Below are 20,736 nucleotides of genomic sequence, written 5' to 3' on the forward strand. Positions count from 1 at the left end.
AAGGTTCGGCAAGTCTAAAGGATGAGTGGCAAAACACAATGATCCAGATGGCTTTGTCTCAGCATTTTTAACTATTTTTAATGCTTACACCGAACTTTTTGCAACAGTGTGCGTCTATATCAATGCTTGTGAGAGCTATTGGGTAGTTGAAGTAGGAGTAATGGCTCGAATGAGCGAGCAGATAACCGACCAACAATTGGTCGAAAAAGTACAGCGTGGCGATAAAAATGCATTTAACTTACTGGTAACTCGCTATCAGCATAAAGTCATGCATTTGGTATCGCGCTATGTAAAAAACAGCGGTGATGTGGCTGATGTTACCCAAGAAGCGTTTATAAAAGCTTATCGGGCATTACCAAACTTTCGTGGTGACAGTGCGTTTTACACTTGGTTGTACCGTATCGCGGTAAACAGTGCTAAAAACTATCTTGTTGCGCAAGGAAGAAAGCCACCCGCTAGTGATGTCGACGCAGACGAAGCAGACTTTTACGAAGGCAGTGATGCGCTTAAAGAGCAATCCACGCCAGAACGTAGTTTGTTAACGGATGAAATTGAAGAAACCTTATTTAAAGTGGTGGAAAAGTTACCTGATGACCTTCGCATGGCGATAACCCTTCGTGAAATAGAAGGGCTAAGTTATGAGGAAATTGCAAATGTGATGGCGTGCCCAGTAGGTACCGTTCGTTCACGAATTTTCCGAGCGCGAGAGGCTATCGATAAAGTGATTCAGCCATTGTTAGAAAATTAAATATAATGAAAATGAACTTTCATTATATTGAGCAGACTAACAGCTGTGTTAGGGTATTAATTGATCACAGTTGATCAGGAAATGAATTTATGACGCAACAGCAAGAAAATTTGTCCGCTTTCATGGATGGCGAAATAGATGGCGATGCAATCATTGATGCGATTAAGCAAGATGAAGAATTGCAGGCCAAATGGCAACGTTACCATGTTATTAGGGGCGCAATGCGCAAAGAAGCCAGTGTTGCACCGCAGTTAGATATTACTGGCAGTGTCGCGGCCGCGCTTGAAAATGAGCCTGCTATTGTCGCGCCAAAAGCTTCACGTTGGCGTTCAATTCCAGTACTCGGCAGCGTAGTTCTTGGCGGTGTAGCTCCTTTTGCAAAACAGTCTGGCCAGTTTGCCGTTGCTGCATCGGTTGCGGTAGCCGTGATTTTAGGTGTTCAACACTTCAATCAACCTGCGCCTACAGAGCCTTTCATGACAGCACCTACGGCAGGACCGCAGGGTGGTTTAGCGCCAGTTAGCTTAGAGCAAACGCGTGCATTGCCTCGCAATGACATGAACGAAGTATTAGAGAAAAAGCGTAAAATCAATGCACTTATTGCCGATCACGAGCAGCAAGTTAAATTGAAACAAGCGCAAGAATCTGAAACTGACGATGCCGAGGCGAGTGCAGATAACCGCCCGTAAGCAGTTCATACGACGCTTAATAAGAATATCGTTTAATGAAAATAGATTATCGTAATAACGTACCAGCACTTTTAGTGCTGGTACGCGTGTTTTTAGCCCAAGAAAAAGTAAGTATTCGTCTTCGCGCCTTCATCAAAGCCATGACCTATGCCCTTATAGTGTCTTTAGGTTTATCGTTTAGCGCCGCAGCGCAAGAAAGCGAATCTGTGCAAAATACATCTCCAGAACGCGCTGAAACGTCGCCGTCGACGTTGCCCTCAACTGCAGATGCTTCACTAACTTCGGCCCAGGCAGCACCTCAATCAGTACCTCATGCCACTGATGTAGTTGTCGTGAACCCCCATCCTCAAACAACGTCAGATTGGCTTATGCAATTAAGTGAAGTGGTGAAAACCCAAAACTTTGAAGTTGCTTTTGTTCAAAGTCGAGCGGGCCGCGAAACCATTCCCTTTTTATGGCGTCATGGTGTGCTAGAGGATGGCACCAGTATGGAGCAACTCAATTTACAAAATGGGCCAGGCCGCGAGCAAATTCGTGTTAATGGTATTGTAAGTGTGTTTGAGCCTGATGTATCGCCTTATAGTCTTCGTTCTGAGTTTATCAATGGGCCTATCCCCAGCGAACTGCTTCATCATCCTGATAGATTAAAAAGCGGTTATGAATTTGTCTCTGTGGGCAGAGCACGCGTTGCAGGTAGACCCGCTCAACAAATACGTATCGTTAGCCGCGACAATAGTCGCTTCAGCTACCAGCTATGGTTAGATGAAGATTCAGGCATGGTACTGAAACTTAATATGCTTGATTTGCAGGGCGGATTGTTAGAGCAGATTCAAGTAACCTCACTTAAAATAACCGATGCCCCTGACGACTATTTCGCACGTATTAATCAAGCGTCTTTACCTAAGCCAATGGCATTAACGCAAAAGCAATCGCGCCAACCAAATTGGGAAGTTAAGTACTTGCCTAATGGTATGGAAGAAGTACGTGGTGATACTCGTCGCCTGGCCTTAACCGGGCAAGTGGTAGAATATAAAATGTACAGTGATGGCTTGGTCGATGTGTCTGTTTATGTGCAGCCAGCAAAAGATGCCCTTGGTGGTGATTTAGTGCTTAGGAATGATTTGAGTACATTTTTAACGCTTACCGATGGAAATACGCAGGTGACCGTGGTGGGTGAAATACCACTGCAAACCGCAAATGCTATTGCTACCTCGCTTTCTCCTACGGCAGATAAATAATGATTACTGAAACCGCGCGTGTTGTCGCAATAGAAGGCGATCTTATTACTGTCGAGGCTGCCATTAAATCGACTTGTAGTAGTTGCCAAGCCCAAAGTGACTGTGGCACGGGTGCTATATCCAGAGCATTAGCACCTAAAACTCAGCAGCTAACGTTACGTTCACCTATGCCGGTAACGATAGGGCAAGACGTAACCGTGGGTGTACCTGAAGAAGGGGTGTTAAGTGCCTCCGCGTGGCTGTATTTGTTGCCTCTAACGGTTTTTATCGCGGTCTTTGCCCTTGCAAATGCCACGCTATCTTCTATTGGGCTTAGCCATGAATTGTGGGGGGGGCTACCCGCCGCCGCATTTACCTTTGCAACTTATAAAGCCATCGCATTTAAACTTAAACGGCTTGATAAAGGTAAGTTTCAACCCGTACTATTGAATACTATTTAGCGTAATACTCGCGCGAATTCGGCAATATTATTACCAAAATGGCTACTTTGGCTTACACTATTCCAATCTTTGGCAATATAACCCACAAGCTTATTCGCTTTTGTGTACAGAAATGGGTAAAATCCGCACGCGCTAGCTACAACACAAACAATAGCTACCATTCTTTTTTATATTAATGAATTTTTCTGCAGGTAATTTCCAGCATTATGCAACAATCGCACATTCGTAACTTCAGTATTATTGCTCACATCGATCACGGTAAATCGACTCTGTCTGACCGTCTTATTCAACATTGTGGCGGGCTAGCCGATCGTGAAATGGCCGAACAGGTTCTTGATTCAATGGACTTGGAGCGGGAGCGTGGAATTACTATTAAAGCACAAAGCGTAACGCTTAATTACACTGCTAAAGATGGTGAAATTTACCAGCTGAATTTCATCGACACTCCAGGACACGTAGACTTTACGTACGAAGTGTCTCGTTCACTTGCAGCATGTGAAGGTGCATTGTTAGTGGTTGATGCCGGACAGGGCGTGGAAGCACAAACCCTAGCTAACTGCTATACCGCCATGGACATGGACATGGAAGTGGTACCTATTTTAAATAAAATAGATTTACCACAGGCTGAACCAGAGCGTGTAGCCGAAGAAATTGAAGACATTGTTGGTATCGATGCCATTGACGCCGTGCGCTGCTCGGCAAAAACAGGTATTGGTATTGAAGATGTACTAGAAGTTATTGTAAATAAAATTCCTCCTCCGGGCGGCAACCGTGAAGAGCCGCTAAAAGCGCTTATCATTGATTCATGGTTCGACAACTACCAAGGGGTAGTGTCATTAGTTCGTATCGTAGAAGGTGAGCTTTCTAAGAAAGATAAAATTCAAATCATGTCGAATGGCCAAACTCACCAAGTTGATAAAATTGGTGTGTTTACCCCCAAAGCCCTAGATACAGGCGTGCTTCGCGCCGGTGAAGTAGGCTTTATTATTGCGGGTATTAAAGACATTCAAGGCGCTCCGGTAGGCGATACTATTACCTTAGCGAGACAACCCGCCGTAGGCGCTTTACCTGGCTTTAAGAAAGTTAAACCGCAGGTTTACGCAGGTATTTTCCCAATTAGCTCAGACGATTACGAAGATTTTCGTGATGCGTTAGCTAAACTAAGCTTGAACGATGCTTCATTGTTTTATGAGCCAGAAAGCTCGCAAGCGCTAGGCTTTGGATTTCGTATTGGCTTCCTTGGCATGCTTCACATGGAAATCATTCAAGAGCGTTTAGAACGCGAATACGATCTTGGTCTTATTACTACGGCACCTACGGTAATCTACGAAGTAGAAACCACCAAGGGCGAAATTTTAAGTTGTGATAACCCGTCTAAGTTACCCGCAGTTAACGATATTGCCGAAATTCGCGAACCATTAGTTGAAGCGAATATTCTTGTGCCGCAGGAATACCTAGGTAACGTCATTACCTTGTGTGTTGAAAAGCGGGGTATGCAAACCGCTATGACGTATCACGGTAAGCAAGTGGCAGTCACCTATGAGTTGCCTATGGCTGAAGTGGTTCTGGATTTCTTCGACCGTTTGAAATCAACCAGTCGTGGGTTTGCCTCTCTTGATTATAACTTTAAGCGCTTCCAAGTCTCTGACATGGTACGTGTCGATATTATGATTAATGGCGAGCGCGTAGATGCGCTAGCCATGATCACTCACCGTGATAATTCACAAGGCCGTGGGCGTGAATTGGTAGAGAAACTCCGTGAGCTTATTCCTCGCCAGATGTTTGATATCGCTATTCAAGCTGCTATTGGCAACCACATTATTGCGCGTAGTACGGTGAAACAATTACGTAAAAACGTTATCGCCAAGTGTTACGGCGGTGACGTAAGTCGTAAGAAAAAGCTGCTTCAAAAGCAAAAAGATGGAAAGAAAAGAATGAAACAGGTAGGTAATGTTGAATTACCGCAGGATGCATTCCTGGCAATTTTGAAGGTAGGTAAGTAATGGCCAATTACTTTTCGCTTATTTTAGTACTTCTAACGCTAACCACAGGGCTTGTTTGGCTGGTGGATAGCATGGTGTTTGCGCCAAAGCGAAAGGCGCGGTTACAGGAATCGGCAAAAGCGGAAGGGGCCAACTTTGCAGGCGAGCCACAGCTTCCTTACTTGGTTGATACCTCGCAGCAAATATTTCCAGTTATCGCTTTTGTGTTGGTATTGCGTTCGTTTATTTACGAACCATTTCAAATTCCATCAGGCTCGATGATGCCAACCTTGTTGGTGGGCGACTTTATTCTGGTTGAGAAGTTTTCTTATGGAATAAAAGACCCTGTATTTCGCAGTAAACTGGTGGAAACCGGCGTACCAGAGCGTGGCGATGTGGTGGTATTTAAATACCCGGAAGACACCTCTGTAGATTACATCAAACGTGTTATCGGGTTACCTGGCGACACCGTGGTATATCAAGATAAACAAGTTTATATCAAGTCTAAGTGCGAAGGTGCTGCGAAAAACTGCGGTAAGCTTACGGCTATGCCATTAGATTTTGTGGGTCGTGACGAATTTGTGCAGGATATGGCTAAGCTTATGCGTTACACAGAAACGCTAGGTGACAATGAGCACGATATATTACGCCACCCAGTTAGAGAAATTTCTTCAAGTAACTTCTATACTCAGCCAGGTACACGCAGCAATGAATGGATTGTACCTGATGGTCATTATTTCGTATTAGGCGATAATCGTGACAACAGCCGAGACAGCCGTTTTTGGGGCTTTGTACCGGATGAAAACTTAGTAGGTAAAGCCGTTGCCATTTGGATTTCATTTGAATTCGAACGCAGCCGCGACAGTGTTTTGCCAACATGGATCCCAACGGGCGTTAGATTTGAACGCGTAGGTGGCATTAATTAATGCAGGGTATTGATAAATATATTCGCTTGAGTAAAGCGTTAGGGTACACATTTAATAATGAAGCCTTGCTAGAGCAAGCGCTAACCCACAGAAGTGCAGCAAAGCAGCACAATGAAAGATTAGAGTTTTTAGGTGATGCTATTTTAGGTATGGTCATAGGTGAAACCTTGTTTAAGCGTTTCCCCGATGTGCCTGAAGGTAAGCTTACCCGTATGCGGTCAACCTTAGTAAAAGGCGATACGTTGGCCGAACTGGCCCGTGAAGCGAGCATGGGTGAACTACTTCACCTTGGTCCTGGTGAACTTAAAAGTGGCGGTCATCGTCGCAGTTCAATATTGGCAGACGCAGTAGAAGCGGTGTTAGGCGCAATCTACTTGGACTCAGGGATGGATGAGGTCTGTAACGTTATTTACCATTTATGGGAAAGCCGTATTGAAGCGTTAAACCCCAACGCGCACCCTAAAGATAGCAAAACCCGTCTTCAAGAGTATCTGCAAGGTCGTAAGCTACCATTACCATCTTATGAAGTTATCTCTATCTCGGGGAAAGATCACGCTCAAATTTTTGAAGTGAGCTGCACGGTGACAACGTTAGATAAGCCCGTTTCGGCCTCTGGAAATAGCCGAAGAAAAGCCGAGCAGGAAGCAGCAAGACTTACCTTGGAGACACTCGATGACACAGCCAAATGATACAACCCGATGTGGCTTAGTCGCTATTGTAGGGCGCCCCAACGTAGGTAAATCAACACTACTTAATAGATTGCTCGGGCAAAAAGTAAGTATTACGTCGCGTAAACCACAAACGACCCGTCACCGTATTTTAGGTATCGACACGGAAGGCGATTACCAAGCCATTTACGTTGATACCCCAGGACTTCATAGCGAAGAAAAAAGCGCCATGAACCGGTACATGAACCGAGCCGCTTCAAGTTCTCTTGCAGAAGTGGGTTTGGTGTTGTTCGTGATAGAGGGTACACGCTGGAACGACGACGATGAAATGGTGTTGTCTAAAGTGAAAGCCTCAGGCCTACCTTGCTACCTTATCGTCAACAAGATGGATAAAGTAGAAGATAAAGAAGCCTTTATGGTTCACCTTCAAGGTCTATCTGAAAAATATAAGTTTGAGCATATTATCCCCATTAGCGCTAAACAGGGCAAAATGGTGGATGACATCCGAGAGCTTGTGGCAAAGAGCCTGCCTGAAAGCGAGTTTTTCTTCCCAGAAGATTACATTACCGATCGCTCAAGTCGCTTTATGGCCGCTGAAATCATTCGCGAAAAGCTGATGCGCTTCACGGGGGATGAACTTCCTTACGCCACGACGGTAGAAATTGAACAGTTTAAGCTAGCTGAAAATGGTGTATATCGTATCAGTGGTCTTATCCTTGTAGAGCGTGAAACGCAAAAGCGCATGATTATTGGCAAGGGTGGAAAGCATCTGAAAACCATTGGTGAACATGCCCGTAAAGATATGGAAAACTTGTTTGATAACAAAGTTTTCTTAGAAATGTGGGTTAAAGTGAAACAAGGTTGGGCTGACGATGAACGTGCTCTACGTTCGTTAGGTTATTCAGACGATAGTTAGCACTCAGCAATTATCTGTTTTGGGCTTAACGCAATAGTCGTTAGCCCAAAATATAATGTAAGAACGTGTAGCCCAAATCAAAATCCCAAACGTATCAGCTAGAAAATCAGCTAGCATCCATTAGTCACAAAGCAATAAAAAGGGGTAGGTATGGCAATTTCCGATATGCGCAGACAATATGCAAAGGGGAGTCTGCAAGATAAAGACTTAACTGCAAACCCTTTTTCATTGTTTGACCGTTGGCTAAAAGATGCCATCACCGCTGAAATTCCCGATCCTACCGCCATGACTGTGGCGACCGTTGATGCTACAGGTCAGCCTTCTCAGCGTATTGTGCTTTTAAAAGATGTAAGCGAAGCTGGGTTTGTCTTTTTCACTAATTTAGGCAGCCGCAAAGCACAAGAGCTTAGTCAAAACCCTAAGGTTTCATGTCATTTTCCTTGGTTTTTCATGGAACGACAAGTAAGAGTGTGTGGTGTAATAGAAAAGCTTTCCTTTAAGGAAAACGCGACCTATTTCCTTTCTCGCCCTAAAGATAGCCAGTTAGCGGCTTATGCTTCTGAGCAAAGCAAACCTATTAGCAGCCGCGAGCTTTTGCATACTCAGTTTGCGCAAATGAAGCAAAAGTTTGCGAATAAAACCCTACCGGCACCCGACTTCTGGGGGGGCTTTCGTATTGTTCCTCACCAAATTGAATTCTGGCAAGGCGGCGAAGACAGGTTACATGACCGGTTTGAATACAACCGTGATGAAAGTGGCAACTGGAATACCCAGCGTTTAATGCCTTAAGGGGGATTAATCCTGGCATTCTTTAATGATTGATAGCCACTGCCATTTAGACTTGCCAGCATTTCAAGATGACTGGCAGGTAGTGGTAAACCGCGCAATCAGTGCTGGTGTAACACGTATTCTTATTCCTGGCACGCAAGTGTCGCAGTGGTCTACGCAACAAGCGATACAATCCTATTCAAACCAAAGTACGCACACTATCTCGATAGATGTTGCGTTTGGTTTGCATCCTTACTTCTTATCTACCAACGAAACTGATAATGCCACTGCCTTAACCGCCCTGCAGCGACTGTTATCTCAATCGAGTGTTCACATGGTAGCATTAGGTGAAATCGGCTTAGACGGCCATATAGCGACACCTATGCCGCTTCAACAAGAGATGTTTGAAGCACAGTTGCGATTAGCGAGTGAATACGCCCTTCCTGTTGTTTTGCATCATCGAAAAAGTCACCATCTTATATTTGAAAGTCTAAAAAAAGCAGAATTTGCAGAGGGCGGCGTTATTCATGCATTTTCTGGCAGTGTAGAGGTAGCCAAAGCGTATATCGATAAAGGCTTTTATATTGGCGTGGGGGGCACCATTACCTATGACAGAGCGAAGAAAACGAAAGAAACCGTTGCTTACTTGCTTGAGCACCACGCAGACCGATTGCTACTAGAAACTGATTCGCCTGATATGCCAATGCAGGGGCGGCAGGGGAAACGAAACAGTCCTGAATACCTTTGTGATGTGTTAGCAGCGCTGGGTAAACTTGGGGAGTATGATGTACAAGCCTTAGACGCACTTACCACCCAAAATTATTTCACGCTTTTTCGTAACTCACTTTTTCGTAAAACGGTGAAGAATAATTAAAAATAGGTGCGGCTTGCTGAATTGAGTTAATTGAAATTAGCGAATGCTTCACTCAAGACTGAAAAACTCGAATTATCCACGGGCGAAACTTATAAAACCCTCGTGTTATATAAACACCCACAATCAGCGCCAACACAACAACAGCGCTAATAATAAGCCACAGTTGCTGGCGAAGCGTCAGCGGGCTGGAAAGTACCACTTCAGTGTCGATGTTAACGTTCAAATAACCAATTACTTTGCCATCATCATCGAGAATTTTTTCAACATGCGTATTGGGCGCGACTTCACGTTCTCGGGCCAGTGCGACTACACTATCAACTCTTGGTAAAGGCGCTATATAAATGCCTTGAGCATTAAATACGCTTAAAGAGATAACGGCGGGTTCTTCTAATGCAATGGCGATTAAACGCTCTAGCTGAATCGTGTCTTGTGCTACTAAGGCAGGCTGTAAGATTTTTGAATATTGACTACTTATACTAGTACCTGGTTGGGCCGTTTGTACGTCAACCCAATGGGTTTGGTACTGTTGATACATTAGAAACAGGCCCACTGCTAATGCCACAGCGGTAGCCATAATAATAGTATGGATTAGCCGCTTAAAGGCCGTGTAAGCAGAGTGTGAAACGCTGTGTTTGTGAGCCATGCGTTCGGTTTCTAAGTGGTTCAGCATTTCGCCTTAATTTCCTTTATCTTTATGCGCTAACAGTAGGGTAATTTTGACTAATTTGAAAGTGTGTATTTCCACATGTGCAATGTTTGGGTAGCATATGGGCAAGACTAACAAAGGTTTAAATTAATAGTGATCACGTTTTTAAATGAAACACCGCCTCATGCAATGCATGATACCTCTTTCTTATCTACGCAGCTTACCACAAAGTCATCAAGTGAAGATGATGCTGGACTTTCAATTTTAACCGTTATTGGTCAAGCATTAACACCATACATTGTTAGTCAGGTTGTTGAAGGCTTGGGCGAGATATTTGAGGCTAGGTCAATTCACTTACATCCGTTACACAACAAATTGGGTGATGGTGTGGTGGTAGTGAAAGGGCGTTTGAGTGAAAACGCCGGCGTTCAAAAAACGGCTTCAGTGCCAGCATTGCTGCCGTCACTAATCACTACGTTGTCGGCCCGTTATCATGTGGACTTAGGCATTCAAGACACTCAGCCATCGCTTAACGAACCAGGTCTTCTTGTGATGGATATGGACAGTACGTTAATTGATATTGAGTGCATCGATGAAATTGCCAAACTGGCAGGTGTTGGTGAGCAAGTGGCTGCTGTAACCGAACAGGCCATGCGGGGCGAAATAGCATTTAATGATAGCTTAAACCATCGAGTGGCTTGCCTAGATGGTGTGCCAGAGCACCAGCTTCAACAAATACGTGATAGCTTGCCTATAATGCCAGGCGTACAGCTACTGATTGCCATATTAAAACAACATAACTGGAAGCTAGCCATAGCTTCAGGTGGTTTTACTTATTTTGCCAACCATCTAAAAGCCCGCTTAAATCTTGATGAAGCGGTTTCAAATACGTTGGTGATAGAGCAAGGTATATTGACTGGCGAAGTGTCTGGCGAAATTGTGAATGCCGAGGTAAAAGCGCGAACCGTGAAAGCGTTGGCTGAACGCTGGGAAATACCGAGCAATCAAACCGTTGCCATGGGCGACGGCGCAAACGATTTAGTGATGATGGCCGAATCAGCGTTAGGCGTGGCGTGCCACGGTAAGCCAGTTGTCAACGAAAAAGCGGATGTTGCTATCCGATTGGGCAGCTTACATTGCCTACTGTACTTTTTATCCTAGTAGGTTAGTGTTGACTACGGCGTAATTGACGAAGGCGTTGACTAAGACGCTGCTGGGCGTCAACTAAAACACGCAGAATACATAGCGAGTACAAGCTCTGAAGGTGATATAAGAGCCTTCAGAGCTTGTCTTTATTTGGCAAACGCTTGGTCTTGTAATAAGGCTTGAATACCGGACTGAGAGCGCTCTTCTACTTTCGCTTTAGTGTCTCGGTTAGCGGAAATCGTGTCGTCATCGAATTCATATCTAATCAATACTTCATCAGTGACATCAATTAAGTGTGAACAGGCAGCTAAGCTCCAAAGCTTATTTTCAAGTTCCTTTGCCCGGTGAATAGCATACACGCTAACGTAATTTATCTCTGTTTGTAACATAGATAAATCTGGTTTGCCTGTAGTGGTAAGCATCACGTGAATAGCAATAAATTGCCCTCTGTTTAACGCTTCAGTAATAAAGGTCTTGCGCTGCTCGTTGTTTTCAAACCGGTGGGAATACCGCGGAATAATGGCCATGCGAGGGTCTTTTTGCTTGGCATCAAAAGAGATCAAAAGCTCTTGGCGCAAGGGCATATTTTCCAGCTTCACCTGCTTGATACCGCTTTGCATGAAAGGTGTATCTAACTTTCTGTCTCTAAATAGGAATTCTAAGTTCACCTGACGCTTTTCTGTTAGATAGGTAACTAGCGTTGAAACTCGTTCATCTTGTTTTCCAATAATACCCGCTTGCGGTGTATACCTAACCCCTTCCTTGCTCATCAAGAAGGATAGAGATGTGGCATTACGAGCATTAATACAGCGAAGAGCCTGACCCATACCCGGCAACTCTTCTTCACCAGAGTCTTCTTCTAAGCTGTGTTTGTTCTTTTTAATCAATTCTTCAAAGAACGCCCTTGCACTTTTACCTGCTTCACCGTTCATGGCTTTTAAATGGAGAATGTTTTTCTCAGCGTTGTGGTAAATTACCGAATACTGCAAATGCATTACGTCAAAATTTTGCGTAATCTGCTGAAGGCGAGGGAAGGATACTTCAACTTGCCCCTCTAGCTCACCGTCGTACTCTTTATTTAACTCAACACGCAGTCCCAATCCATGCACCGAGATATCTTCACTTACGCCAACGTGTACGCTGTCGTCATAAGATAACCTAAGCTCTATTTGAGAGCGCAAACGGTAGCGAGATTCTAAACGTTGATCTTCATATTTAAATCGGAACAACTCTATGTTTGGGGTCTTCTGATTTCTTGGATGACCAAAAACGCGAAGATGAGAAAGGTTATCGCGGTTGAACTGTAATTCGTTATACGCCTGCTGCCCATATATAGAGGTTACGTCAGTAACATGAAGCAAGTATTTTAGGTTTTTCAACTTCGACATCACTCGAGGCGAAGGCGGTGTATTTTGACGCTTTATTTTCGACCCCACAGAGTCTGGAATAGACAAGGGGGTATGAGCTTGCTCGGGCAGCATGTCGGTTAACGTGAGCTTAAATACTCGCCAACTGACCTTTTTTGAGCCAAAGCCTAAGAAAACCTGTTTTAACATGTCTTTCTCAATAAGCTGCTCGTAAGAGGCGGAGTAAAAAAAGACTTTGTCATTTTGCAAATGGGTAAAGCTGAACACGAATATCTCGCGACGATGCGCAGGCTTAGCGTGCAGGGTGTTCAATCTATTTTGCGAAAGCAGAAAACCTAATCGACATTCATCTTCTTCATCTTGCCAGTAGCTCACCGTTTCGCGATTGACTTCGTTAACCATTGCGAAGCGTGGAATAAGACGATCTTCAATTAAATCGACATAAATAGGTAGCGTTGGGCTTCGTGGCGAAAAGTATTGTTCACAGGTTTTACTGGTGATCGCTTCAATAGTGTTGTTCATATTCACTTTATAGCGGCGTTTATTGCCGTGTATAAAGCTTTCCAAAAACTTATCAAAGCTAGGCGCTGGGCGCTCTGTTGCACGCTGTAAGGCTAAATAAATAACGTCTTTTTTGCGAATTGTTTTCACAAGACGATAAGCAATGCCATTTTTCTTATCCATGGCAAACTCGCCTTCAAGCCCACGGAAGTAGACTTGTAATAGCTCATTTTGTTTAAACAGTGTTTCTTTGGTGAGTTTGACTTGCAGGCCTTCTAGGGACACATCAACGCTTAAGCCTTTAATCGAATGATTACTTTCGTTAAATAGCTCAACCGCAACAGCAAAGTTCATGCGTTCTGTACTGCGTTGACGATAATCTAGTAAGTTTACCGTTGGCACTTTGAACTGCTCTAAAATAGCCGAGCCTTTTTTGCGAGGTGCGTTCGAAGTTGTGCCTGTATCGCGTGCCTCTTCGGCTTTCTCGCGAATAATACGGTAATTGTTTTCAGTATTTTGAACGGCCTCATAAACACCGAATGTATACCCACCAAAAATTCTAATTTGCTCTTCGAATTTATCGACAGCAATTTCATCCATGTAATGGGTTCTACCATCATGCAAATAGCTTTTGCATTTACCGTCTACTTGGCCACGTAAATCTATTGATCGCATACAGGGCTTCGCAAGGCGTTTCACTTCCATTTTTAATAGAAAGCGTTTTTCCTTGGGAATATCACCGCCAATTTGTAACAGAACCTTATTAAATTCAGGCTCGTTTACCAGGGGTTTCAATTGCTCAATTATGTCAGCGTATTGCTGTAAATCTTGGCTCATGTATGCACAACTTAGTTACTTTCTATTATTATAGACATTATTATTATCGGCACTAATACTAAACCCATTAATAAACAGCATTTTGCAATTTAATACCCGTATACCCTCTAGGTGGAAAATCTTACGAAACGGGTAGTCGGTCTAGTGTGCCTTGATGTCCTTTATAAGATAGAATACTCCTTTTCACGCTGGGATAAAACTGGAATATGGCAAAACGAAAAACGGCTTATGTATGCTCAGATTGTGGGGCTGAATTTCCACGCTGGCAGGGGCAATGTTCTGAATGCAAAGCATGGAACACCATTAGCGAGTTTGTAGTCAGTAGCGCCAAAACCACTTCAAAACCAACCTTGTCAGGCTATGCTGGACAAACTGCCGCTAAAATAGAAATGCTCAATGCGATTGATTTGGAATCTCTACCCCGATTTAGCGCAGGGTTTAAAGAGCTCGATAGAGTATTGGGCGGTGGAATAGTGCCAGGTGCTGCTATGTTAATTGGCGGCTCGCCAGGGGCAGGTAAAAGTACATTGTTACTTCAGGTTATGTGTCAAATGGCACAAACCGAAACCGCTTTATACGTAACAGGGGAAGAATCACTCCAGCAAGTAGCTATGCGTGCAAAGCGCTTAAATCTACCTGATGATAAGCTAATGATGTTGGCAGAAACCAGTGTAGAAACTATTTGCGATCTGGCGCTAACGAAAAAGCCGAAGATCATGGTTATCGACTCTATTCAAGTAATGCATGTAGCTGATGTGCAATCTGCACCTGGCAGTGTATCGCAGGTGAGAGAAAGTGCGGCCTACCTAACCCGTTTTGCAAAACAACACCACATCTCAATGTTTCTTGTCGGTCATGTAACCAAAGACGGCAACTTAGCCGGTCCGAAAGTGTTAGAGCACTGTATCGACAGTTCAATGATGCTAGAAGGGGAGAGCGACGGCCGTTACCGTACCTTGCGCAGCCATAAAAACCGTTTCGGTGCCGTTAACGAATTAGGTGTTTTTGCGATGACTGAAAAAGGCCTAAAAGAGGTGAACAACCCTTCGGCTATATTCTTAAGTCGTGGTGAAAATGAAACGCCTGGGTCGAGCGTAATGGTGATCTGGGAAGGCACGCGGCCGCTGTTGGTAGAAATACAGGCCTTGGTGGACTACTCACAAATGTCTAACCCTCGGCGAATTGCGGTGGGGCTAGATCAAAACCGATTGTCGATGTTGTTAGCGGTATTGCATCGTCACGGTAATGTACAAATGAACGACCAAGATGTCTTTGTGAATGTGGTGGGGGGCGTGAAGGTAAGTGAAACCAGTGCTGACTTAGCGTTACTGCTAGCAATGGTGTCGAGCTTTCGAAATCGCTCTTTGCCCAAAGATTTAATTGTATTTGGAGAAGTTGGGCTAGCCGGAGAAATCAGGCCTGTTCCCAATGGCACCGAGCGTATTATTGAAGCCGCTAAACATGGTTTCAAACGTGCGATTGTGCCAAAGGCAAATGCGCCGAAGCAAGCAGTAAATGGTATGAAAGTTATTCCAGTGTCTCAGCTCAGCGATGCGTTAGACGCATTAGAATAAACCGCTTCTATTAGCGCATTTAATTCCTTCTCATTTAAATCAGCCTCTTGGCTGTTAAGCAGTATTAAGCGCCTCAGTGCGCTTATGCTGTCTACATCCATTTGAGATACTTTGCAGCCTAAAGATACTGAATCTTGGCGGCTATCATTCTGCCGATACAGTTGCTCAATATGCAAGGTGATAACGGGGCTGTCTTCATTTGCTCTGAAAGTGGCAGTATAAGGATCGTGGCTGTCGAAGGGTAATTCGTTAAGTGCATCTTCGTTTGCGCTTAATTTTACGCCTTGAAGCGAGACATCAATAATAATGACATCAATGCGCTTATCATGATGAGCAAGTGTTCCTTTTACGGCCAATGGAATACGTGTAAATAAGCGTTTGTCCGACATAAATCCCTCAAGCTAGAAAATCTTTGATTCACTCAGTATTAGTGATGTTAGTACACAAGGCAACTAGCAATAAGTGTAGTGGTGTAAAGCTATCTTTCACCGAGCCTAAAAAAACGGGCTAATAAGAGCCCGTTCTACAAAAAAGAGACGCAGCATTATCTACACCGCGCTGTCTAGGTTAATGCTACTTGGCTATGCGCTTGTATTTTAGTCTGTGAGGTTCCACCGCATCTTGCCCGAATTCGGCCTTAAGCCACGTCTCGTAGTCAGAGTAGTTACCTTCAAAGAAGTTAATGTTACCTTCGTCGCGGTAATCCATGATGTGTGTGGCAACTCTATCTAGAAACCATCTATCATGGGAAATAACCATGGCGCAGCCTGGGAATTCCAATAAGGCATTCTCAAGCGCTCGTAAGGTTTCAACATCCAAGTCGTTAGTTGGTTCATCGAGTAGCAACACGTTGCCGCCAGCTTTTAACAGCTTGGCTAAATGCACACGGTTTCGTTCACCACCAGACAAGTCTTTAATAAACTTCTGCTGATCGTTGCCTTTAAAGTTAAAGCGGCTGCAATATGCGCGGCTATTAATTTCGAAGTTACCAATACGAATAATATCTTGTTCTTCCGAAATTTCTTTAAAAACTGTGGTGTTTTCGTTCATGTGGTCGCGGAACTGCTCAACGCTGGCAATCTTCACAGAATCACCTAGGCTGATATCGCCTGAATCCGGTTGCTCTGCACCGGTAAGCATTCTAAATAGGGTAGATTTACCCGCACCGTTTGGCCCGACAATCCCTACAATTGCCCCTTTAGGAACTTTAAACGACAAGTCATCAATAAGTACACGTTCACCATAAGACTTATTAAGGTGTTCAACTTCAATAACCTTGTCACCTAAACGCTCACCAGGTGGAATGAAAAGCTCGTTAGTTTCGTTACGTTTTTGGTAATCGCCAGTGGACATTTCCTCAAAGCGAGCCATACGCGCTTTGCTTTTTGCATGGCGGCCTTTGGGATTAGAGCGAACCCATTCGAGTTCTTGTCTAATACTCTTTTGACGAGCATTTTCGCTGCGTTCTTCTTGCTGTAAACGTTGGTCCTTTTGTTCCAACCAAGAAGAATAGTTACCTTCCCATGGAATACCTTCACCACGGTCTAGTTCTAATATCCAGCCTGCAACATTATCAAGAAAGTATCTATCATGGGTAATTGCCACTACCGTGCCTTCATAATCGTGAAGGAAACGTTCTAACCAAGCAACAGATTCAGCATCCAAGTGGTTCGTCGGTTCATCAAGCAGTAGCATTTCCGGCTTTTCAAGTAACAAACGGCATAAAGCAACACGGCGGCGCTCACCACCTGATAACTTGCTAACGTCTGCATCCCATGCTGGAAGACGAAGAGCTTCAGCAGCACGGTTTAAGGTATTCTCTAAGTTATGCCCGTCTTTCGACTGAATAATCGCCTCTAACTCACCTTGTTCTTTTGCAAGGGCGTCGAAGTCGGCATCAGCTTCTGCGTAAGCGGCATAAACTTCATCCAAGCGAGTTAGCGCGTGTTTAACGTCGGCTAATGCTTCTTCCACGTTTCCGCGAACATCTTTCGATTCGTCTAGTTGCGGCTCCTGAGGCAGGTAGCCTATTTTAAGGCCTGGTTGAGGGCGTGCTTCACCTTCAATCTCGGTGTCTAACCCAGCCATGATGCGTAGTAAGGTAGATTTACCAGAACCGTTTAAACCCAATACGCCAATTTTTGCGCCGGGGAAAAAACTAAGAGAGATATTTTTAAGAATTTGACGGTTCGGTGGAACAATTTTCCCCACGCGATGCATACTATAAACGTATTGAGCCATGCTGTGTCCTTGCCAGAAAATAAAGCATCATTGTACTCGTAACAGGATAGTCTGTGCCAGTGTGAACCGCCATACAACCTCATGCTTGATGGTATTTTGTTCAATTGAAGTAAAAAGAAGGCGAAAAGTGCGAATAATACGGCGGTCACCTTTAACAAATTAAGGTAAACTTCGCTAGCATACGCTTTAATGAAAAAATAGGTATTCACTGTATGACTACAATGAACAAACGTCCTTACAGCCTATCGGAACTTGCCAGCCATGTAGGCGGTGTTGTAGAGGGAGACGGCAGTGTCGTTATCTCTGCGGTAGGAACGCTGGCAGGCGCTGCCAGCCATCAAATCTCATTTCTTACTAATCCGAAATATAAATCACAGTTAAGCGATACCTCTGCCGGTGCGGTTATTCTTCACAGCAGCTTGAAAGACACGGCACCGTGTCCCGCGCTTGTGGTAGACAACCCCCACGCAGCGTTCGCACGCATCGCACAGCTTTTCGACACCACGCCAGTCGTTGCAAGTGGTATTGCCGACACCGCTGTGATTGCATCGTCGGCCAATATCGGTAGTGATGTGTCGTTAGGTCACAATGTGATTATCGAAGATAACGTAATACTTGGTGACCGCGTAACTATTGGTGCCAATACAGTTATTCGCAAAGGTACGCGCATTGGTGAAGGCAGTGTTATTCACCCCAACGTAACCATTTATCATGACGTGATAATAGGTAAGCGAGTTACAGTGCATAGCCAAACGGTTATTGGTGCAGCAGGCTTTGGCTACGCAAACGATAAAGGCGTGTGGCTTCCTATTCCACAAACCGGCTCTGTTCGCATTGGTGATGACAGTCAAATTGGTGCAAGCAGCACTATCGACCGTGGAGCCATGGAAGATACCGTACTAGGTACCAACGTCATTATCGATAACCAAGTGCAGGTGGGACATAACTGCATTATTGGCGATCATTCATGTATTTGCGGTGCTACGGGCATTGCGGGCAGTTGTCATATCGGCAAATACGTTGTTATCGGTGGAGGTGTGGGCGTGAATGGTCACATTTCTATTTGCGATAAAGTACAAGTTACCGGCTATTCCATGATTGTCCAAGATATCACCGAACCAGGGGTTTATTCTTCAGGTCAGCCGGCAACGTCTAACCGAGAATGGAAGCGAAATACCATAAGGCTGCAGAAAATAGGCAGTTTATTTGACCGTGTTAAAGCGCTAGAAAAACAGGTCTGATGTCACTGTAGCGCAGGTGTTACGTTAAACCTGCGCCATTTAAATTAAATTGGTCATAAAGCGGTATACAAGCCCTTGAAAATGACTAGAATATGCCACGAACAAGCCATCAATCAATGCCGTTAAGGAGCCCTCATGTTACCTCGCGAAATGAATATCGCTGACTTTGACCCAGAATTAGCCGATGCAATGGCAAAAGAAGTTGTCCGTCAGGAACAGCATATCGAACTTATCGCCTCTGAAAACTACTGTAGCCCACGTGTTATGGAAGCGCAGGGTTCTCAGCTTACTAACAAGTATGCTGAAGGTTACCCAGGCAAGCGTTATTACGGCGGTTGTGAGCACGTTGACGTGGTAGAGCAACTTGCTATCGACCGTGCTAAAGAGCTTTTCGGTGCCGATTACGCTAACGTACAGCCTCACTCAGGTTCACAAGCTAACTCTGCCGTATTTATGGCTTTGCTTGATGCGGGCGATACTGTACTTGGTATGAGCCTTTCTGAAGGTGGTCATTTAACGCATGGTTCTCACGTTAACTTTTCGGGCAAAACTTACAATGCCGTTCAGTATGGCTTGAACCACGACACTGGCGAAATCGATTACGAACAAGTTGCTGCGTTAGCAGAAGAACATAAACCGAAAATGATTATTGGTGGTTTCTCAGCTTATTCAGGTATTGTTGATTGGGCAAAATTCCGTGAAATCGCCGACAGCGTTGGTGCTTTCCTATTAGTTGATATGGCGCACGTTGCGGGTTTGATTGCGGCGGGTGTTTATCCTAACCCACTGCCACACGCACACGTAGTGACAACCACCACGCATAAAACCCTAGCGGGCCCACGTAGCGGACTAATTTTGTCAGCGTGTGGTGACGAAGCCATTTATAAAAAGCTTCAAAGCTCAGTATTCCCTGGCAACCAAGGTGGTCCTTTGTGCCATGTTATTGCAGCAAAAGCAGTAGCGTTTAAAGAAGCACTTCAGCCAGACTTTAAAGAATATCAAACACAGGTTGTTGCGAACGCAAAAGCCATGGTGGCGGTAATGCAAGAACGCGGATACAAAATTGTATCGAATGGCACTGAAAACCATTTGTTCTTGCTAGACCTTATCGATAAAGATATTACAGGTAAAGAAGCTGATGCTGCCCTTGGTTCTGCTAACATTACTGTTAACAAGAACTCGGTTCCTAACGATCCTCGCTCACCGTTTGTTACCAGCGGATTGCGTATCGGTAGTCCAGCGATTACTCGTCGTGGATTTAAAGAAGAACAAGCCAAACAGGTCGCTACATGGATTTGTGATGTGCTAGATAACATGGGTGATGACAGCGTTATCGACCGTGTTAAAAGTGAAGTGGTTGCCCTTTGTGAACAGTTCCCTGTTTACGCGTAAGCAACCTAGATAAGAAAGTTACCGCGCGTTAGTCTTTTTAATCGAAGGCTATCGCGTAGTAAAAAAGTAAGTTAAGGAACGCTCATGTTTTGCCCCTTTTGTTCAGCACAAGAAACAAAAGTGATTGACTCTCGCCTAGTGGCAGAGGGGCATCAGGTGCGCAGACGTCGTGAATGCGCAATGTGTCACGAACGTTTTACTACCTTCGAAAGTGCAGAACTTGTGATGCCACGTGTTATCAAACGTGATGGCTCACGAGAGCCTTTCAACGAAGATAAGCTTCGTGCAGGCTTACAGCGCGCGCTAGAAAAACGCCCAGTGAGTACAGAAAAAGTTGAACAGTGTATCTTGTCGCTTAAGTCAGAGCTTAGGGCAACCGGCGAACGAGAAGTGGGGAGCGAACTGTTAGGTAACCTTATTATGAAAGCGCTCAAAGAGCTGGATAAGGTCGCTTACGTGCGGTTTGCCTCTGTTTATCGTTCCTTTGAAGATATCCGAGAGTTTGGTGAGGAAATAGCCAGACTAGGGGATTAACCACGGGA

Annotated in this window: 19 protein-coding genes; 15 read left to right on the forward strand and 4 right to left on the reverse strand. The window is 44.6% G+C overall.

Annotated features, from left to right (window positions below; genetic code table 11):
- Positions 1 to 169: 169 nt before the first annotated feature.
- The 10 genes from rpoE (at position 170) to J8L84_RS10305 (ending at position 9,249) form a co-directional block, all read left to right on the forward strand.
- Positions 170 to 748: an RNA polymerase sigma factor RpoE gene (gene rpoE, locus J8L84_RS10260; protein WP_013783342.1), complete on the forward strand. Its 579-nt coding sequence runs from the start codon at positions 170 to 172 to the stop codon at positions 746 to 748.
- An 89-nt stretch (positions 749 to 837) separates the two neighbouring features.
- Positions 838 to 1,437 (forward strand): RseA family anti-sigma factor, encoded by a 600-nt coding sequence (locus J8L84_RS10265; protein WP_211070609.1) that lies wholly within the window; start codon positions 838 to 840, stop codon positions 1,435 to 1,437.
- A gap of 35 nt (positions 1,438 to 1,472) precedes the next feature.
- Positions 1,473 to 2,675, forward strand: coding sequence for a MucB/RseB C-terminal domain-containing protein (locus J8L84_RS10270; protein WP_211070610.1), 1,203 nt, complete (start codon positions 1,473 to 1,475; stop codon positions 2,673 to 2,675).
- Entirely contained in the window at positions 2,675 to 3,115 is a 441-nt protein-coding gene (locus J8L84_RS10275; protein ID WP_211070611.1) for a SoxR reducing system RseC family protein, read from the forward strand. Before J8L84_RS10270 ends, J8L84_RS10275 begins: the two co-directional genes overlap by 1 nt.
- A gap of 206 nt (positions 3,116 to 3,321) precedes the next feature.
- The gene (gene lepA / locus J8L84_RS10280; protein WP_211070612.1) at positions 3,322 to 5,118 is read left to right on the forward strand and encodes a translation elongation factor 4; all 1,797 of its coding nucleotides are present in this window, start codon (positions 3,322 to 3,324) and stop codon (positions 5,116 to 5,118) included.
- Positions 5,118 to 6,023 carry a signal peptidase I gene (gene lepB / locus J8L84_RS10285; RefSeq protein ID WP_063457524.1) on the forward strand — a complete coding sequence of 302 codons (906 nt, stop codon included), beginning with the start codon at positions 5,118 to 5,120 and terminating at the stop codon, positions 6,021 to 6,023. The genes lepA and lepB overlap by 1 nt, the downstream gene beginning before the upstream one ends.
- The gene (gene rnc, locus J8L84_RS10290) at positions 6,023 to 6,712 is read left to right on the forward strand and encodes a ribonuclease III (protein WP_057790686.1); all 690 of its coding nucleotides are present in this window, start codon (positions 6,023 to 6,025) and stop codon (positions 6,710 to 6,712) included. Before lepB ends, rnc begins: the two co-directional genes overlap by 1 nt.
- The gene (gene era, locus J8L84_RS10295) at positions 6,696 to 7,607 is read left to right on the forward strand and encodes a GTPase Era (protein ID WP_211070613.1); all 912 of its coding nucleotides are present in this window, start codon (positions 6,696 to 6,698) and stop codon (positions 7,605 to 7,607) included. Before rnc ends, era begins: the two co-directional genes overlap by 17 nt.
- A 150-nt stretch (positions 7,608 to 7,757) precedes the next feature.
- Positions 7,758 to 8,396, forward strand: coding sequence for a pyridoxamine 5'-phosphate oxidase (pdxH, locus tag J8L84_RS10300; protein ID WP_211070614.1), 639 nt, complete (start codon positions 7,758 to 7,760; stop codon positions 8,394 to 8,396).
- 25 nt (positions 8,397 to 8,421) lie between these two features.
- The gene (locus J8L84_RS10305) at positions 8,422 to 9,249 is read left to right on the forward strand and encodes a TatD family hydrolase (RefSeq protein WP_211070615.1); all 828 of its coding nucleotides are present in this window, start codon (positions 8,422 to 8,424) and stop codon (positions 9,247 to 9,249) included.
- A gap of 52 nt (positions 9,250 to 9,301) precedes the next feature.
- Here the strand turns inward: J8L84_RS10305 and J8L84_RS10310 are convergent, their stop codons facing one another.
- Entirely contained in the window at positions 9,302 to 9,919 is a 618-nt protein-coding gene (locus J8L84_RS10310; RefSeq protein ID WP_211070616.1) for a hypothetical protein, read from the reverse strand.
- Positions 9,920 to 10,048: 129 nt separating this feature from the next.
- On the opposite strand from J8L84_RS10310, the gene serB reads away from it, so the two are divergent.
- Positions 10,049 to 11,056, forward strand: a complete 1,008-nt coding sequence (serB, locus tag J8L84_RS10315) for a phosphoserine phosphatase SerB (protein WP_211070617.1) — start codon at positions 10,049 to 10,051, stop codon at positions 11,054 to 11,056.
- Positions 11,057 to 11,187: 131 nt separating this feature from the next.
- On the opposite strand, the gene J8L84_RS10320 is transcribed toward serB, so the two are convergent.
- The gene (locus tag J8L84_RS10320) at positions 11,188 to 13,746 is read right to left on the reverse strand and encodes a PilZ domain-containing protein (protein WP_211070618.1); all 2,559 of its coding nucleotides are present in this window, start codon (positions 13,744 to 13,746) and stop codon (positions 11,188 to 11,190) included.
- 206 nt (positions 13,747 to 13,952) lie between these two features.
- Between J8L84_RS10320 and radA the strand changes: the two genes are divergently transcribed.
- The gene (radA, locus tag J8L84_RS10325) at positions 13,953 to 15,320 is read left to right on the forward strand and encodes a DNA repair protein RadA (protein WP_211070619.1); all 1,368 of its coding nucleotides are present in this window, start codon (positions 13,953 to 13,955) and stop codon (positions 15,318 to 15,320) included.
- On the opposite strand, the gene J8L84_RS10330 is transcribed toward radA, so the two are convergent.
- Positions 15,287 to 15,709, reverse strand: a complete 423-nt coding sequence (locus J8L84_RS10330; protein WP_211070620.1) for a PilZ domain-containing protein — start codon at positions 15,707 to 15,709, stop codon at positions 15,287 to 15,289. The two genes, radA and J8L84_RS10330, sit on opposite strands and share 34 nt — an antisense overlap.
- Before the next feature lie 184 nt (positions 15,710 to 15,893).
- On the reverse strand, positions 15,894 to 17,561 hold the full coding sequence (gene ettA, locus J8L84_RS10335; RefSeq protein WP_057790703.1) for an energy-dependent translational throttle protein EttA: 1,668 nt from the start codon (positions 17,559 to 17,561) through the stop codon (positions 15,894 to 15,896).
- 212 nt (positions 17,562 to 17,773) lie between these two features.
- Here ettA and lpxD point away from each other — a divergent pair, with 212 nt between their 5' ends.
- The 3 genes from lpxD (at position 17,774) to nrdR (ending at position 20,728) form a co-directional block, all read left to right on the forward strand.
- Positions 17,774 to 18,802: a UDP-3-O-(3-hydroxymyristoyl)glucosamine N-acyltransferase gene (gene lpxD, locus J8L84_RS10340; RefSeq protein ID WP_211070621.1), complete on the forward strand. Its 1,029-nt coding sequence runs from the start codon at positions 17,774 to 17,776 to the stop codon at positions 18,800 to 18,802.
- A gap of 135 nt (positions 18,803 to 18,937) precedes the next feature.
- On the forward strand, positions 18,938 to 20,194 hold the full coding sequence (glyA, locus tag J8L84_RS10345; RefSeq protein ID WP_211070622.1) for a serine hydroxymethyltransferase: 1,257 nt from the start codon (positions 18,938 to 18,940) through the stop codon (positions 20,192 to 20,194).
- Positions 20,195 to 20,278: 84 nt separating this feature from the next.
- On the forward strand, positions 20,279 to 20,728 hold the full coding sequence (gene nrdR, locus J8L84_RS10350) for a transcriptional regulator NrdR (protein ID WP_013783361.1): 450 nt from the start codon (positions 20,279 to 20,281) through the stop codon (positions 20,726 to 20,728).
- Positions 20,729 to 20,736 lie beyond the last annotated feature (8 nt).

It is taken from the genome of Alteromonas sp. MMG017 (assembly GCF_018100795.1).
In the GTDB taxonomy this organism is placed as follows: domain Bacteria; phylum Pseudomonadota; class Gammaproteobacteria; order Enterobacterales; family Alteromonadaceae; genus Alteromonas.

What these genes read in the sequence shown, in the direction of transcription:
- J8L84_RS10265 (WP_211070609.1), top strand. Translation starts at nt 838, where the DNA reads ATGACGCAACAGCAAGAAAATTTGTCCGCTTTCATGGATGGCGAAATA.
- glyA (WP_211070622.1), top strand. Translation starts at nt 18,938, where the DNA reads ATGTTACCTCGCGAAATGAATATCGCTGACTTTGACCCAGAATTAGCC.
- J8L84_RS10330 (WP_211070620.1), bottom strand. Translation starts at nt 15,709, where the DNA reads ATGTCGGACAAACGCTTATTTACACGTATTCCATTGGCCGTAAAAGGA.
- J8L84_RS10310 (WP_211070616.1), bottom strand. Translation starts at nt 9,919, where the DNA reads ATGCTGAACCACTTAGAAACCGAACGCATGGCTCACAAACACAGCGTT.
- ettA (WP_057790703.1), bottom strand. Translation starts at nt 17,561, where the DNA reads ATGGCTCAATACGTTTATAGTATGCATCGCGTGGGGAAAATTGTTCCA.
- lpxD (WP_211070621.1), top strand. Translation starts at nt 17,774, where the DNA reads ATGACTACAATGAACAAACGTCCTTACAGCCTATCGGAACTTGCCAGC.
- rpoE (WP_013783342.1), top strand. Translation starts at nt 170, where the DNA reads ATGAGCGAGCAGATAACCGACCAACAATTGGTCGAAAAAGTACAGCGT.
- lepA (WP_211070612.1), top strand. Translation starts at nt 3,322, where the DNA reads ATGCAACAATCGCACATTCGTAACTTCAGTATTATTGCTCACATCGAT.
- J8L84_RS10320 (WP_211070618.1), bottom strand. Translation starts at nt 13,746, where the DNA reads ATGAGCCAAGATTTACAGCAATACGCTGACATAATTGAGCAATTGAAA.
- nrdR (WP_013783361.1), top strand. Translation starts at nt 20,279, where the DNA reads ATGTTTTGCCCCTTTTGTTCAGCACAAGAAACAAAAGTGATTGACTCT.
- lepB (WP_063457524.1), top strand. Translation starts at nt 5,118, where the DNA reads ATGGCCAATTACTTTTCGCTTATTTTAGTACTTCTAACGCTAACCACA.
- era (WP_211070613.1), top strand. Translation starts at nt 6,696, where the DNA reads ATGACACAGCCAAATGATACAACCCGATGTGGCTTAGTCGCTATTGTA.
- J8L84_RS10275 (WP_211070611.1), top strand. Translation starts at nt 2,675, where the DNA reads ATGATTACTGAAACCGCGCGTGTTGTCGCAATAGAAGGCGATCTTATT.
- J8L84_RS10270 (WP_211070610.1), top strand. Translation starts at nt 1,473, where the DNA reads ATGAAAATAGATTATCGTAATAACGTACCAGCACTTTTAGTGCTGGTA.
- pdxH (WP_211070614.1), top strand. Translation starts at nt 7,758, where the DNA reads ATGGCAATTTCCGATATGCGCAGACAATATGCAAAGGGGAGTCTGCAA.
- radA (WP_211070619.1), top strand. Translation starts at nt 13,953, where the DNA reads ATGGCAAAACGAAAAACGGCTTATGTATGCTCAGATTGTGGGGCTGAA.
- J8L84_RS10305 (WP_211070615.1), top strand. Translation starts at nt 8,422, where the DNA reads ATGATTGATAGCCACTGCCATTTAGACTTGCCAGCATTTCAAGATGAC.
- rnc (WP_057790686.1), top strand. Translation starts at nt 6,023, where the DNA reads ATGCAGGGTATTGATAAATATATTCGCTTGAGTAAAGCGTTAGGGTAC.